The organism is Flammeovirga sp. AWQ4_249 (genome assembly GCF_056161045.1).
The window spans coordinates 20,868-34,891 of record NZ_JBSWYJ010000025.1 but is presented as its reverse complement, the minus strand read 5'-3'; the positions used below and the strand labels follow the sequence as shown (position 1 = coordinate 34,891).

10 protein-coding genes are annotated in these 14,024 nt (G+C 35.3%); 8 read left to right on the top strand and 2 right to left on the bottom strand.

Annotated features, from left to right (window positions below; all coding sequences use genetic code 11):
- Nucleotides 1-8: 8 nt before the first annotated feature.
- From ACXAHM_RS17405 to ACXAHM_RS17370, 8 genes are all read left to right on the top strand, one after another.
- Nucleotides 9-1,523, top strand: a complete 1,515-nt coding sequence (locus tag ACXAHM_RS17405; protein ID WP_474962349.1) for a RagB/SusD family nutrient uptake outer membrane protein — start codon at nt 9-11, stop codon at nt 1,521-1,523.
- 66 nt (nt 1,524-1,589) lie between these two features.
- Complete coding sequence (locus ACXAHM_RS17400; RefSeq protein ID WP_474962347.1) at nt 1,590-3,662, top strand: glycosyl hydrolase family 95 catalytic domain-containing protein; 2,073 nt, start codon at nt 1,590-1,592, stop codon at nt 3,660-3,662.
- 17 nt (nt 3,663-3,679) lie between these two features.
- On the top strand, nt 3,680-5,263 hold the full coding sequence (locus ACXAHM_RS17395) for a sodium:solute symporter (RefSeq protein ID WP_474962345.1): 1,584 nt from the start codon (nt 3,680-3,682) through the stop codon (nt 5,261-5,263).
- Between the two features lie 28 nt (nt 5,264-5,291).
- Complete coding sequence (locus tag ACXAHM_RS17390; protein WP_474962343.1) at nt 5,292-7,676, top strand: amylo-alpha-1,6-glucosidase; 2,385 nt, start codon at nt 5,292-5,294, stop codon at nt 7,674-7,676.
- A gap of 8 nt (nt 7,677-7,684) precedes the next feature.
- Entirely contained in the window at nt 7,685-9,553 is a 1,869-nt protein-coding gene (locus ACXAHM_RS17385) for an alpha-amylase family protein (protein ID WP_474962341.1), read from the top strand.
- Nucleotides 9,554-9,611: 58 nt separating this feature from the next.
- Entirely contained in the window at nt 9,612-10,487 is an 876-nt protein-coding gene (locus ACXAHM_RS17380) for a carbohydrate kinase family protein (RefSeq protein WP_474962339.1), read from the top strand.
- Between the two features lie 32 nt (nt 10,488-10,519).
- On the top strand, nt 10,520-11,983 hold the full coding sequence (locus tag ACXAHM_RS17375; protein WP_474962337.1) for a glycoside hydrolase family 32 protein: 1,464 nt from the start codon (nt 10,520-10,522) through the stop codon (nt 11,981-11,983).
- Between the two features lie 572 nt (nt 11,984-12,555).
- Nucleotides 12,556-13,305: an IS30 family transposase gene (locus ACXAHM_RS17370; RefSeq protein ID WP_474962334.1), complete on the top strand. Its 750-nt coding sequence runs from the start codon at nt 12,556-12,558 to the stop codon at nt 13,303-13,305.
- Nucleotides 13,306-13,317: 12 nt separating this feature from the next.
- Here the strand turns inward: ACXAHM_RS17370 and ACXAHM_RS17365 are convergent, their stop codons facing one another.
- Nucleotides 13,318-13,758, bottom strand: a complete 441-nt coding sequence (locus ACXAHM_RS17365) for a recombinase family protein (protein WP_474962332.1) — start codon at nt 13,756-13,758, stop codon at nt 13,318-13,320.
- Nucleotides 13,727-13,933 carry a recombinase family protein gene (locus ACXAHM_RS17360; RefSeq protein ID WP_474962330.1) on the bottom strand — a complete coding sequence of 69 codons (207 nt, stop codon included), beginning with the start codon at nt 13,931-13,933 and terminating at the stop codon, nt 13,727-13,729. Before ACXAHM_RS17360 ends, ACXAHM_RS17365 begins: the two co-directional genes overlap by 32 nt.
- Between the last annotated feature and the right edge of the window lie 91 nt (nt 13,934-14,024).

Here is a 14,024-nt window from a genome sequence, read left to right as displayed (position 1 = left end):
TCAGAACAATGAAAAAAATATTTAGAAATATATTATTGGCTGCAACTTTATCTTCATTTACAGCTTGTACAGATCTTGATATTGATCCGAATAGCCAGTTGACAGATGAAAATGCATACCAAACAGAGCAAGAATTCTTAAACGGTTTATCTGGTGTTTACTCTACAATGGGTGTATACACTGACCAAATGTTTAAAGTAAATGAGACATCTTCAGATGAGGCTGTTTGTCCTACAAGAGGAGCCGACTGGGGTGGTGATCAGTTAAGAAATTTACACAAACATACTTGGACTGCAGATAACTTAGAAATCAACGGTGCTTACGAAGGCATCTCAAGGTCTATCGCTCAGGCCAACTTGTTTATCGAAACAATTGATAAATCTTCATTCAAATCAGAATTTATGGATGGAGTTAGAGCGGAGACAAGATTTGTAAGAGCATTTATGTATTTCAACTTAATGGACATGTATGGTAATGTTCCATTGGTTTTGAATACATTAAACCCTTCTAATCCACCGGCAAACAATACTAGAAAAGAAGTTTTTGAATGGTTGGTACAAGAGGTTACAGAATTGTCAGAGTTGTTACCCACTACTAATGAGTACGGTAGAGTAGACCGTTCTGCTGCCAACTTCCTTTTAGGTAAATTATACTTAAATGCTGAAGTTTATGTAGGTCAGTCTATGTATACTGAAGCGTTAGATGCTTTAAATAACATCATCAAAGATGGTAATTACCATTTAGCAAACGAATACAAGTCACTCTTTTCTTGGGACAATGACAACAACAAAGAAAACATCTTTGTATTCCGTTATGATTCCAACTATGGTGAATGGGGAGCAGCCTACTACATTCATATGTTTACGTTACACTACAGCTTGAAAGACAAATATTCTTTAGCAGATACTCCTTGGAACGGTTTCTCAACTCTTGGTGATTTTGTTAGAAAATATGATGACAACGATAAGCGTAAGGAGATTTTCTTAGTAGGTCAACAGTATGATAATGCTGGTAACATGTTATACCAAAGAGATGGAAGTACTCCATTGAACTTCACTTTGGATTATGAAACATCTTATGGAATCGACAATGCTACAGAAGCAGAAGGTGCTAGAGTATTAAAGTATGTTCCTGGTGGTGACATGCCGAAGTTGTTCTTGAACAATGACTTTGCGGTGTTCCGTTATGCTGATGTACTTTTAATGAAAGCAGAAGCGATCTTAAGAGGAGGTATCGACAGCATGGGAGCTACACCATTACAATTGGTGAATGAAGTAAGAGCTAGAGCATTTGATAATTCTTCGGATGCTACATTATCTAGCATCGATTTACCAACGTTATTGGACGAAAGAGGTAGAGAATTCGCATGGGAAATGTGGAGACGTAATGACCAAATTCGTTTCGGTACTTGGGATGATGCTTGGGAGTTCAAAGGAGCATCACAAAGCTTCAGAAACTTATTCCCAATCCCTAACATTCAATTGAATGCCAATCCTAACCTGACTCAAAACCCAGGTTACTAATCCATAAATAGGAGTTAAGTATCGTCATAAGGTACTTAACTCCAAACTTACAAATCATCAGGAAAAATGAAAAAATTATACAACATACTTCTTTTAGTTCTTCTATGGAATGTGTCCCAAGCACAGGAAAAAGGATGGACGGTAGAAGCAACTTCAAGCGAAAACTATCACACACTATCTATGGCAAACGGAATGATTGGTTTAATTCCATCCGCTGAACCATTGAAAGTTGAAAAAGTAATTATAAATGGTGTATGGGATATCTACGGAAGAGGTGGTGTATCCAACATCGTTCAAGGAATCAATTTTGCCAATGTAGATATTGGAGTGAAGAAAGCTGAGGTGAGCAACACTCCAATGTATGATGGTTCTGGCGTTGCATATGACTGGGTTTCTGGAGGACAAGAAATCGAAGGCTGGAAGCAAACCCTAAACATGAAGGAGGCAACTTTCAAAACTAACTTTGAATTTAAGGATGCGATTGAAGTTGAACATCAAATCGTAGCCCTAAGACATTTGGCTTATACAGGTTTAGTTCACATTAAAGTGAAGGCAAAAAGAGATGTAGAATTGTCGTTTAGAAATGACATTGTGATTCCATCTGTTAATCAGCCTGTAAAGCACATGTTCCATATGTATGGAAATGAAACGGCGATTCCTTTATTATCATCTCAAGCATTAACACCAACAGGAAAATATGAAGTAGCGGCAACTACCTCATTTATCTTCAAAGAGCACCATATTCCTCATATCAACAATGAAGAATTAAATCCATATGCTACTCGTATGTCATTCTCTAAAAAACTGAAAAAAGGAGAAACATATGAATTTACATTGATCGGTTCAGAATGCAATACTGCACAATCTGTAGATGCCGTAAACGAAGCAGAAAGAAAAACAATCTTTGCTCAGTTGGAAGGTTATGACCGTTTGATGAAAAGACATAAAAACGAATGGGCAAAACTATGGCAAAGTGATATTATTATCGATGGAGATGATAAAGCTCAGATCGATGTGAGAATGCAATTATTTAACCTTTACTCTTATGTAAGAGAAGGGTCTCGATTGAGTTTATCGCCAATGGGGTTATCAGGTATCGGTTATAATGGCCATGTATTCTGGGATACTGAAACTTGGATGTACCCAGCTATTTTAATGTTACAACCAGAGTTGGCTAAAACATTATTAGATTATAGAGTAGATCGTTTAGAGCAGGCAAAAAGAAATGCTCAAAACGCAGGATATAAAGGTGCAATGTTCCCTTGGGAATCTGCAGAGACTGGTGAGGAAGACACTCCAACTTGGGCATTGACAGGACCATTTGAACATCACATTACAGCTTGTGTAGGAATGGCATTCTGGAATTATTATCAAGTAACTCAAGACAAAGAATGGTTAGCAACAACAGGTTACGAAGTGATCAAAAATGTTGCAGACTTCTGGGCAAGTAGAGTTGAAAAAGATGAAAATGGTGTTTGTCATATTAACAACGTTGTTTGTGCTGATGAGTGGGCAGAAAATGTAAACGATAATGCATTCACTAACGCATCTGCAATTATGGTATTGAAAGCAGCAAATGAAGCAGCCAAAATTGTAGGTAAGAAACCAAATGCAGAGTGGACAAAAGTAGCGAATAATATTCCAGTGATCGTAAAAGATGGTATCACAATGGAATATGACGGTTACAACGGTCAGATGATCAAACAAGCGGATGTAAACTTATTATCATTCCCATTAGGGTATTATGAAGATCCCGCTCAGATGAAAAGAGACTTGGATTATTATGAATCAAAGATTTCATACGAAGGTCCTGCAATGTCGCATGCTGCATTATCAACAATCGCATCTAGAATTGGTGATAATGAGAAAGCCTATGAGTTATTTAAAAGAGGATATGAGCCTAACCAAAAGCCTCCATTTAATGTATTGACAGAAACTCCTACAAACGATCTTTCTTACTTCGTAACAGGTTCTGGAGGTATGTTACAATCTGTAATCTTTGGTTTTGGTGGATTAGATATTGAAGAAAAAGGTGTACAACAACTGTCATCAAAATTACCTAAACACTGGAAATCATTAACGATCACTGGCGTAGGACCAGAGAAGAAAACATTTACTGTAACTAACAAAGTACAATAACCTAACGGTTAAATATCATGGCAGAGCAATTTAATTTATCCACAATCGATATCTCCGTTATCATCGTCTATGCAATATTTATTATTTGGTATGGACTGAAAAAATCAAAGAAAGAGTCATCAGAAGATTATTTCTTAGGAGGTAGAGATATGAAATGGCCTATTGTAGGGATTTCATTATTTGCAGCAAACATTTCTAGTACAACATTGATTGGTTTATCTGGAGACGCATACAGCACAGGTATTTCAGTGTACAACTATGAATGGATGGCAGCTGTGGTTTTAGTTTTTTTTGCCATGTTTTTCCTTCCTTTTTACCTGAACTCAAAGGTATATACAATGCCTGAGTTTTTGGAAAGAAGATTTGATGGAAGGAGTAGAATATACTTTTCTCTTATTACATTAATTGGAAATGTAGTGATTGAAATGGCAGCAGGATTGTATGCAGGATCTTTATTACTCATGCTCGTTTTTCCTGATGTCGAGATAGAAGTGATTGTTGCAATCCTTGCGTTTCTTGCTGCCTCATATACTATTCCAGGAGGATTATCATCTGTAGTTCATACCGAAGTAATTCAAGCAATTATCTTATTTATTGCCTCAATTGTTTTAACGTTTGCTTGTTTAAATAATATTGAAGGCGGTTGGGCTACTGTAATAGAAAATACTCCTGCAGAGATGTTATCATTGGTTCGTCCTGCTTCTGATCCTTCTGTTCCATGGCCAGGTTTATTATTTGGTATTCCGATTTTAGGATTCTATTTCTGGGCAACGAATCAGTTCATGGTACAGAGAGTACTTGGTGCAAAGAATATCAACGAAGGAAGAAAAGGAGTTTTATTTGCCGGTTTATTAAAGTTACCTGTTTTGTTCTTTATGGTATTACCAGGAACGATGGCCAGATTTATTTATCCTGATTTAGAGCAAGCCGATATGGTCTACCCAACTTTAGTTTTTGGATTATTACCTCAAGGTATGATTGGGTTAGTCGTAGCAGGTTTATTAGCCGCAATGTCATCTTCGGTAAGTGCAACTTTAAATAGTGCATCTACTTTAGTGACGATGGATTTTATTGTAAAATTAAAGCCAGAATGGGATAGTAAAAAACTGGTTAGAGCAGGTCAGGTTTCAACGGTGATACTAGCAATTATTGCCGCACTTTGGACACCACAAATCTTAAAGTTTGATTCTCTTTTTAAATACATGCAACAGGTGCTAGGGTTTATCGCACCTCCAATTGCCGCTGTATTTATTATCGGTTTATTCTGGAAAAAGGGAAATGCAAACGGAGCATTTTCAGCACTTATGACAGGTATGGTTATTTCTATCTTCTGTATTTTATCACAAGTGTTTGATTGGGTTCCTGCTATAAATGAACTACACTTCCTATACATCGCTCCAATATTATTTGTGATCTGTAGCGTTGTGATGATCCTAGTGAGTTTGATGGGTGAAGAAAGCACATCAGAACTAATTTGGAAAAAGGAAATGTTTACTGCTGAGACCGCAGAGTTGGCCAACTACAAATGGTACAACAATTACAGAATTTTATCTGTCATCCTTCTTATTATTACAGCCATTGTTGTGATATCATTTGCTTAATCAGAAGGAAAACTAAGAAGATCAAATCATGAAAAAATATATATATTCAATTGCTTTATTAAGTGTTTTAGGTTGCTCTACTCCTAAAGAAAACAAGCCAACTGTAGATGAAGAGCTTTATGGAATTGAGGGGAAAGAAAAATACCTTCATATGCCTTTCTCTACAGCAGGGAATAAGCTTTATGTGATTCAGAACCAAGATGGTAATTTCCCCAATATGGGTTACCATGTTCAAGATGAGATGGGTGGTATTTGGATGCCTCCTGTAAAAATCATGGACGGTTATCAGATCATTTTAAGAGAAAACGGAAAAGCAATAACGCTAAATCATGCCGATCAATTTGTGAACTACCCATACGGTAGTAAAATGATCTATCATTTAGATCAAGAGGGTATTGATGTTGAAGTTTTCCAATACGTACCAGACGATACAAAAGGTCTTTCGGTTGATATCAATATCATCAACAAAAAGAAAGAGAGCAGAGGTATTGAAGTGAGCTTTGTAAGTATGATCGATTTGGTACCGGTATGGTTATCTGAAAGATTAAATATTGAGGATGGAAAAGATCAGGTGAATTTAACATCACAGGCTATTGAGGCAAAAGATGCAAACAACGATTGGTATGTTGTGATTTCATCAGATAAGGCTTCAAGCACAAAACAGAGCGATGATAAATACATCAATCATGATAAAAGAACAGACAAAAATGTAAACCCAGCATTGGTGCTTAACGCTGAAATGAAAGGTGAACAATCTGTTTCTCTTCCAGTGTACATTGGCGGTTCAGATCAATCACTAGCCAATGCAAAAGCAGTAATCGAGAAATTAAAGAAAGAGGATACTGCTCTGTTATCTCAAAAGAAAGAACGTTTACTTGATGTAAAAAATACGACAAGAATCGACATCCCTAACAAAAGAGTGGAGGAAATGTACGATTGGACAAAGTACAATATCGATTGGTTAATTAAAGATGTTGATGGAATGGGAAGAGGTATTTTTGCCGGCCTTCCTGAATATCCTTGGTTCTTTGGTTGTGATAATACTTATGCTTTACAAGGTATTTTAGCCACAGGTAGACCTGATTTGGTGAAAGATGCCTTAGAAATGTTGTTCGAAATCTCTCAGAAAGAGAACAAAGGAAACGGTAGAATTATCCATGAGGTATCAACAAATGGTGTCGTTTACAATCCTGGTAATATTCAAGAAACACCACATTATATTATGATGGTTTTAGATTACTATAAGTGGACAGGAGACAAGGCATTTGTTGAAAAAGTATATCCATATTTAGTGAAAGGACTTGATTGGTTGAAAACAAAAGATGTGGATGGAAACTTATTTCCTGACGGTCCTGGTATTATGGAAATTCATGGCTTACATGGTGAGTTGATCGATGTGGCAGTGTACACACAACAAGCCTATGCAAGCATGGCTGAAATGGCTACAGATCTTGGAAAAAAAGCAGATGCTACAAAATTCCAAAAAGCCGCTGATGAGTTAAAACATGAAATTCAAACAACTTGGTGGGTAGAGGAATCTAACTCATTTGCCGACTTTGTGGCTACTCCAAAAGAGGCGGAGACATTGATTGATGAAGCCATTGTTAGGGTAAGTAAATTAAAAAGAGATTGGGCAGTAGAAGAGCTTCAAGCTGCTAAAAAACGTCTGAAAACTCTTCCTCAAGATAAAAAACAAGGATTCGTAGTATATCACAACTGGGTAACAAATACTCCTTTGGAAGTAGGTTTGGCAACAGAAGAGCAAGCAATGAAAATGTTGGAGCAAACCAAACGTTTTACCAATCATTTTGGGGTGTATGTAACAGGTATCGATTCTGATTTAAATACAGAAAAGGCAACTTCTTTTGCTGATGAAAAATCGGGCGAAGATTTCAACTATACAGGTTCTGTGATGACGATTCCGACAGGTGTTCAAGCCATGGCCGCTGCAGAATACAATCAAGTAGATCAGATGTTGGATTATCTTACAAGACTATCGAATGCATTTAGCTATGCTTTACCAGGTTCTATGTTTGAGGTATCTCCTGATTATGGTTGTTTTGCTCAGGAATGGAATATTTACGGAACAGCACTACCAATCGTAAAAAGAGTATTTGGAGTGGATCCTGATGTGCCTCACAAAACCATCAATATTCATCCAAATGTACCAGAAGGTTGGAACGATTTCAAATTGACAAACCTTCCTGTTGGAACGAACAATATCGAAAAAATTGCTGTTCATAAAGAAAACAATACAATCACATTCACTGTCAATGTAAAAGAAGCAGATGGATGGGTTATTGATTTTGCTTTACCTACGCTTACGGCAAAATCGATAACAGTTAACGGTAAGGAAGTAAAAGGAAAGGTCACTCTTACTGAGAAAAACAATACTATCGTTGTCAGTGAATAATTAATAAAATGACGGTGTTTAACGACTATAATCAACGATTCACAATCCTTGAAGAGGAAATCAAACTAGCGTTTGTAAAAATATATGGGGAAGAGCTGTACCATAAGTTCTTCCCACAACTTACTGTGACTTTATCAGAGGCCAACCAAAAAAGATCTAAAGCACTAAAGAAGCTGGATCAAGAAAGAAGTGGACATAATTGGTGGCAATCACAAGACATGATCGGCATGATGTTGTATGCAGATCAGTTTGCTGGAGACATAAAAGGTGTGACTAAAAAACTTGATTACTTAAATGATCTGGGTGTAAAGTGGCTTCATCTAATGCCTGTTTTGGACATGCCTGAACAGAATAATGATGGTGGTTATGCGGTAAGAGATTATCAAAAAGTAGCTAAGAAGTTTGGGTCAATGAAAGAGCTAAATCAAATGGCTAAGAAGATGCATGATAAAGAAATGTATCTTATGCTTGATTTAGTATTGAACCATACTGCTGATACTCATGAATGGGCCATCAAAGCGCAACAAGGAGATCAGTATTACCAAGACTTTTTCTATACATACAATCATGAAGGGGAATTTGGAAATCTAGCAGCTCATATGCCTGATGTTTTTCCTCAAAGTGCTCCAGGTTCATTCTCTTTTCATGAAGAAATGGGCAAATGGGTGATGACTGTTTTTCATAGATACCAATGGGATTTGAACTATAAAAACCCTGTAGTATTTATTGAAATGCTAAAAAACCTACTTTTCTTATTTAATCAAGGAATAGATATTTTAAGGTTGGATGCTGTGCCTTTTTTATGGAAACAAGAAGGTACAACCTGTCAAAATTTGCCAGAAGCACATGACTTATTGCATCTATTTAAATTATGTACATCTGTAGTTGCACCAGGAACAGCTTTAGTGTCTGAAGCGATTGTTGCTCCTGAAGAAATTGTAAAATATTTAGGTACAGAAGATAGAAAACAGTGTGATATTGGATATAATGCATCTATGATGGCTTTGGCATGGGAGGCGCTTGCCACTCAATCTACTTCGATGATGAATAATGTCTTAAGAAAAACACCATCAAAGAATAAAAATGCTACATGGATCAATTATTTAAGATGTCATGATGATATAGGCTTTGGGTTTTCTGATGAAGATATTCAAGCTGAAGGTAAAAATCCAAAAGCGCATAGAAATTATATTGAGGAATATTTTACGGGAGAGTTTCCAACTTCTACAGCAAAAGGAGAACGTTTTATGCCTGACCCAGTGACGGGTTATGCAAGAATGTCGGGTTCATTGGCAGCGCTTACAGGTTTACAAGCTGCAGAAGAGCTAAATAATGAGAAGCTGAAGACAATTGCATTGGATAAACTGAAAATGTTATACGCTTTAGTTTATGCATACGAAGGCACACCAATGCTTTATTATGGTGATGAAATTGGTAGTCCGAACGATACAACCTATTTATCAAACCCAAGTAAGTCGTACGATAACCGGTGGATGCACCGTCCTACAATGGATTGGGATAGAGCAAAATTGGTGAATAAAAAAGGAACAATACCTTTTGAGATTTATGCTTATTTGAAGCATATAGGTACTCTTAGAAGTTCTTTTTCAGAATTTTCAGACCAAGAGAATAGTAGTATCTTAGCCACCAATAATCAACATATATTCTCATTTTTAAGATGGAATGAAAACATGGAAAGAACTTTGGTAATAAGTAATTTTTCCGGAGAAATTCAGAAAATACATCAATCGTTCTTTCAGCAAATTGATTTTAATACAGAAGAAATAAAGGACGCTATTGAGGATAAATCCTTATCGTTTGACAAAGAGTACTTATTAATTGCTCCTTATCAAACAGTGTGGGTCCAACAGAAATAAATAGGAGTATTTATCATTACTGAAATGATGGTAAATTACTCTTTGAAAAGACATGAAAATGAAAAAGAAACTAAACATAATTGGAATAGGTGAGGCACTTTATGACATGTTCCCAGAAGGTAGACAACTTGGAGGAGCACCGATTAATTTCGCCTATCATGTAAAACAATTAGGAGCAAATGGACAGATAATTTCTGCTGTAGGTAGAGATGATCTGGGCGATGATCTATTGGATGAAATCAGAAATTTAGAGATCACAAACCATATTCATTTGTCTCAAAATGAAACTGGAAAAGTCGCAGTAACATTGGATGAACAAGGAGTTCCTTCCTACGAAATCTGTTCACCTGTTGCATGGGATGAAATCGAAATAACACAATCAGCTAGACAAGCGTTAAGTGCTGCTGATGCCATCTGTTTTGGTTCTCTTGCTCAAAGAAATGAACACTCAAAAGCAGCTATTTTAAGAGCACTAGAGATTGTCCCGAATAATTGTTTAAAAGTTTTTGATATTAACCTGCGACAAGATTTTTATTCTAAAGAAGTGATTGAAGCTTCTTTAAAACAATGCAATATCTTAAAGATCAACGAAGATGAAATCGTTGTGATTGCAGACATGTTTGGCTACAAAAATATGTTAGAACAAAGAATCTGTGATCAATTGATTTTGGATTTTGATCTTGAAATGGTGGCACTAACAAAAGGTGCAGAAGGTAGTCATCTCATCACAAAACATGCATCTACATATGTGGCCACTCCAAAAGTGGAAGTAGTAGATACTGTTGGCGCTGGAGATTCTTTTACTGCAAGACTGATTATTGGTTTATTAAATAACGAACCGTTACAGTCAATCCATGAAAAAGCAGTGGAATTGTCAGCCTTTATCTGTACTCAAAAAGGAGCGACACCAAAGTTGACAGAGGAGTTGTTATAATCGAAACAGCAAAGGAGATAGAAACTAAAATAATGAGAAACTTACTGATCTTACTGACTTTATTCATGTCATTTACAGGAATGGCACAAAATAAAGAAACCCCTTATCGACCATCCTATCATTTTACTCCAGATTCTATGTGGATGAATGATCCTAATGGTATGGTGTATTTTGAAGGTGAGTATCATTTATTTTATCAATATCATCCTTATTCTACAATTTGGGGCCCTATGCATTGGGGACATGCTGTAAGTAAAGACATGATAGAGTGGGAACATCTACCCATTGCTCTATATCCTGATTCCATCGGTATGATCTTTTCGGGTTCTTGTGTGATTGACTGGAATAATGATGCAGGTCTACAGAAAGGGGATAAACCAACGATGATAGCTTTTTTTACTTATCACAATATGAATGGTGAAAAAGAAGGAAAGAAGGATTTTCAAACACAAGGGATGGCTTATAGTCATGATAATGGTAGAACTTGGATAAAGTATGAACATAATCCGATCATCTACAATCCAGGTTTCAAAGATTTCAGAGATCCAAAGGTGATGTATGATCAACAATCAAAAAAGTGGATCATGTCTCTTGCGGTAAATGACCATATTTCTTTTTATTCTTCTAAAAACTTATTGGATTGGAAGTTTGAATCTAACTTTGGTAAAAAGGAAGGTCAACATCCTGGTATGTGGGAATGTCCTGACCTTTTTCCTATGAAAGCCGATAATGGTGAGACAAAATGGGTCTTAATTGTTAGTATCAATCCACATGGTCCTAATGGAGGTTCAGCCACACAATATTTCACAGGTCATTTTGATGGACACCAATTTATATCTGATGATCCAAAACAAACAAAATGGTTGGATTATGGAAGAGATAATTATGCCGGTGTGACTTGGTCTGGCTTAAAGAATGATAGAAGAGTACTTATGGGTTGGATGAGTAACTGGCAGTATGCAAGAGAAACCCCAACAAAATCATGGAGAAGTTCTATGACATTACCAAGAGAACTTTCTTTAAAACATACAGATAAGGGATACTTTTTAAGAGGAGAAGCTATCAAAGAATTGGATATATACAAAAAAACTGAAAAGAAAAAGCTAAAATATAAAAACGATATTGAAGAATTGTCTTTCTTTGAAATGGAGTTATCTCCTAAAAACAACCTCATTGTTTTCACTTTTTCTAATAGCAAATCAGAAGAAGTGAAAATTACCTACAATGATATAAAAGGGGAGTTGGTATTAGACCGTACATCTTCTGGTAATGTAGATTTTAGTAAGACTTTTTCATCAAAAATGAAGGCACCTATACAGTTAATTGATGGTAATTTAAAATTAAAAATATACATTGATAATTGCTCAATTGAAATCATTGCAAATGATGGAGATTTACAATTAACATCACAAGTATTCCCAACAGAAAAATATAACAAATTAATCATAAATAGTGGAAAATTGATAAGTTCAAAAGTATCTAAAATCATGATATAAAAGGAGAGTATGGGAGTGTAATCAGAACGCTATATCGTTTTAATTCAGAGTTTAATTTCTTTCTGATGAAATAGAAAGGTCTATCTTATATACAATAAGAGTTTCATCACTAGCTAATGTTTTTAATTTTTTAGAAAAGCAAGGTGAAATCAAACAAGTTATGACTAAACTAGAGTTGGACAAAAAGATTATTGAGAATAGAATTACACAAATAGAAACTATACTACCAGAATTGAAAAAAGAGAATGAAAAAAAGAAAGGACTCTTTTCCTCAATTACAATAATTGAAAATTGTAAGAAAAAAAAATCTGATAGTACTGTACCTGCTATAATAGGAAGAACTATAAGTAATATTACTTAGATTCTAGAAACAGTTGCAACCAGTTTTAGGCAATAGAAAAAGGTAAGACTATCTTTAAAGTCTCACCAAAATTGTTCAAAAACAAAATTGCAATAAAGATGGCACTTACCCTTTCTCAAAGGTATAAAATAGAATTCTATTTAGACGAAGGTTATTCAAATATCTTAATGCCGATAAAATAAAAGTTCACAAGTCTACAATTGGTAGAGAATTGAAAAGGTGCAATGGTTTGGAAAGTTATGATGCTGAATATGCCCATATTAATTATCAAAGAAAGAAGCAGAAAAAGACAGGTTTTCACTCTTCCACAATAAGTTATAAAACTGAGATCTTGGATTTATTTACAACTCATCAATATAGTCCTGAACAAATTTTCCATCGTAAAAGGATGGAAGGATATAGATTTCCATGTGTTGAAACAGTTTATCAAATCATTTATTCCTCTATCAAAGAAGAGCCATCTCTAAAACAACATTTAAGACATCAGAAGAAAAAGCGAAGACCTCAAGGGATGGAAACAAGAGGTAAGTTATCTAACCGGAAAAATATACGAAGCCGACCCTTAGAAGCTGATAACCGGAGTGAAATTGGGCATTGGGAAGCAGATGTAATCATTGGTACTAAGGCTCGTTCCTCTGTTCTTGTTACTTTAGTAGACAGAAAAAATGGTTATTTATTAGTTGGAAAAGCTAATAGTAAATCAGAAGATGATGTATACAATTCAATATTGTCTCTTTACAAAAGAACACCAATACCTTGGTACACTATCACTTTTGATAATGGAAAAGAATTTGCCTGTCATCAAAAGGTAGAAGAAACTTGTAAAACAATAGCCTATTTTGCCGACCCATATTCCAGTTGGCAAAGAGGAACTAATGAAAATACAAATGGTTTACTTAGGCAGTATTTTCCTAAAGGGAATAATATGGATCAAGTGCCAAATGAGTATATTAAAAAATAGAAAATATCGATTTTAATGCAGCCTAAAGTTGCAATTGTTATTAGAATTCAAGAAGTTAGCAACAGTAGTCCTATGCACATTGAAAATTCTGCCAATAACACTTTTACTTACCTTTTTTTCTAATAACTCTTTTATCTCTGTTTCTTTGCCTGAAAGCTTTGTATTTTCAGACAATGCTCCCTTTGGTCTACCTATTTTTTCACCCTCACTTTTACGTCTTGCTAAAGCTTCTTTTGTTCTTTGGGAAATTAAATTACGCTTGATATCCGCAGATAGGCTAAAAGCAAAAGCCAGTACCTTTGAATTTAGATTATTACCTAACTCATATTTTTCTTTGATTGAAAATGCTTTTATCTCTTTAGTCATACACTCATTCAAGATACTCATTACCTCCATCAAATTTCTACCTAACCTTGATAACTCAGCGACAATCAAAATATCTCCTTTCTTCATTTGGGGAATGATATGTTCCTAAAATTCGTTCACTCACTTTTTTTGTACCGCTAACTACTTCTTCAATCCATTGATTGACCTGTATTGATTTTTTGTCTGCATATTTCAAAATCTCAAACCTTTGGTTTTCTACCGTTTGTAAGTCAGTACTCACCCGAATGTTAGCGTAAATCATTATTTAATTAATGATGTTATATTAAATACGATCAATTACTGTCTATTAAAAAGACCTATTTTTTTAGACACGTTAAAAGTATCTATATAAT

What these genes read in the sequence shown, in the direction of transcription:
- ACXAHM_RS17405 (WP_474962349.1), top strand. Translation starts at nt 9, where the DNA reads ATGAAAAAAATATTTAGAAATATATTATTGGCTGCAACTTTATCTTCA.
- ACXAHM_RS17400 (WP_474962347.1), top strand. Translation starts at nt 1,590, where the DNA reads ATGAAAAAATTATACAACATACTTCTTTTAGTTCTTCTATGGAATGTG.
- ACXAHM_RS17395 (WP_474962345.1), top strand. Translation starts at nt 3,680, where the DNA reads ATGGCAGAGCAATTTAATTTATCCACAATCGATATCTCCGTTATCATC.
- ACXAHM_RS17390 (WP_474962343.1), top strand. Translation starts at nt 5,292, where the DNA reads ATGAAAAAATATATATATTCAATTGCTTTATTAAGTGTTTTAGGTTGC.
- ACXAHM_RS17385 (WP_474962341.1), top strand. Translation starts at nt 7,685, where the DNA reads ATGACGGTGTTTAACGACTATAATCAACGATTCACAATCCTTGAAGAG.
- ACXAHM_RS17380 (WP_474962339.1), top strand. Translation starts at nt 9,612, where the DNA reads ATGAAAAAGAAACTAAACATAATTGGAATAGGTGAGGCACTTTATGAC.
- ACXAHM_RS17375 (WP_474962337.1), top strand. Translation starts at nt 10,520, where the DNA reads ATGAGAAACTTACTGATCTTACTGACTTTATTCATGTCATTTACAGGA.
- ACXAHM_RS17365 (WP_474962332.1), bottom strand. Translation starts at nt 13,758, where the DNA reads ATGAAGAAAGGAGATATTTTGATTGTCGCTGAGTTATCAAGGTTAGGT.
- ACXAHM_RS17360 (WP_474962330.1), bottom strand. Translation starts at nt 13,933, where the DNA reads ATGATTTACGCTAACATTCGGGTGAGTACTGACTTACAAACGGTAGAA.